Annotated in this window: 1 protein-coding gene; it reads left to right on the top strand. The window is 68.5% G+C overall.

Annotated elements, in window-relative coordinates:
- Positions 1-105: 105 nt before the first annotated feature.
- Positions 106-1,395 (top strand): IS701 family transposase, encoded by a 1,290-nt coding sequence (locus ABNF97_RS33890; RefSeq protein ID WP_502930594.1) that lies wholly within the window; start codon positions 106-108, stop codon positions 1,393-1,395.
- Positions 1,396-1,405: the final 10 nt, after the last annotated feature.

The raw sequence follows: 1,405 nt of genomic DNA, 5'->3' as shown, positions 1-1,405 counted from the left end.
TAGTACTCCAACGTCACTTGGCTTCGGCCATGGGCGTGGCGTGGGCATGAGGACGGCCACCGCGTTGATCATCGATGGTTTGTGAGGACAACCGAAGATCGTGCGGTGGCCGTGTGCCACAGCGTAGACCTTGATCAGTGGCGGGTCATCCTGGACGAGGCGGTGACGCGTGTCGCTGACCGGTTCGTCCGCGCGGAGCCACGCCGGACCGCCGGGCAGTTCGTGGAAGGGCTGCTGTCGCGCGTGGAACGCAAGACTTGCTGGTCCCTGGCGGAACGGGCAGGTCACGATGATCCGCAGGCGATGCAGCGGCTGCTGCGTACGGCGGTGTGGGACGCCGACGCCGTCCGCGACGACGTGCGGGCCTGGCTGATCGAGCACCTCGGCCACCCTGACGCCGTGCTGGCCACTGACGAGACAGGCTTCCTGAAGAAGGGCATGTGCTCGGTCGGGGTGCAGCGGCAGTACACCGGCACCGCCGGGCGGATCGAGAACAGCCAGGTCGGGGTGTTCCTGGCCTATGTCTCACCTCTGGGGCGGGCGCTGATCGACCGCCGGCTCTATCTACCCGAGACGACCTGGTGCCAGCAGCCCGAGCGTCTCGCCGCCGCCGGCGTTCCGGACGGTGTCGGGTTCGCCACGAAGCCTGCGCTGGCCCGACAGATGATCGCCGCCGCGTTGGACGCCGAAATCCCGTTCGGATGGGTGACCGGCGACGAGGTCTACGGCGCCGACCCCGGCCTGCGCGCTGACCTCGAACACCGCGGGATCGGTTACGTCCTCGCGGTCGGCTGCGACCGACGCGTGGCGGTCAACGACGGCCGCACCCTCATCCGCGTTGACGAACTCGCCGAGCGGATCCCCACCCGCGAGTGGCAGCGGCACAGCTGCGGGCCGGGCGCGAAAGGGCCCCGCGACTATCTATGGGCCTGGATCACCACGGCCGCCCGCCCTGGCGAGTATCGGTGGCTGCTCATCCGCCGCAACCGCACCACCGGCGAGTTGGCCTTCTACCTGTGCTGGTCACCCCGGCCGGTGCCGCTGCACACCCTCGTGACCGTGGCCGGCTCCCGCTGGAGCATCGAGGAGTTGTTCCAGACCGGCAAAGGCCAGGTCGGCCTCGACCACTACCAGGTCCGCGGCTGGACCGGCTGGCACCGGTTCATCACCCTGGCCATGCTCGCCCTGGCCGTCCTGACCATCCTCGCCGCCCAGCAACCCGATCCCGACTCGGAGATCATCGCGTTGACCGTCGCCGAGATCCGCCGACTCCTCAACGCCTTCGTCCTCGCCACATCGCCACCGCCAGAACACACCCTGCACTGGTCGATCTGGCGACGAACATCCCAAGCCCGAGCCCGACGATCCCACTACCAGCGCAGACAGGCGAAGTGACGTTGGAGTA

Origin of the sequence: Plantactinospora sp. B6F1 (assembly GCF_040120695.1) — a bacterium.
GTDB lineage: Bacteria > Actinomycetota > Actinomycetes > Mycobacteriales > Micromonosporaceae > Plantactinospora.
Note: the sequence above shows the minus strand (reverse complement) of the source record. Positions and strands in the feature narration are given on the sequence as shown.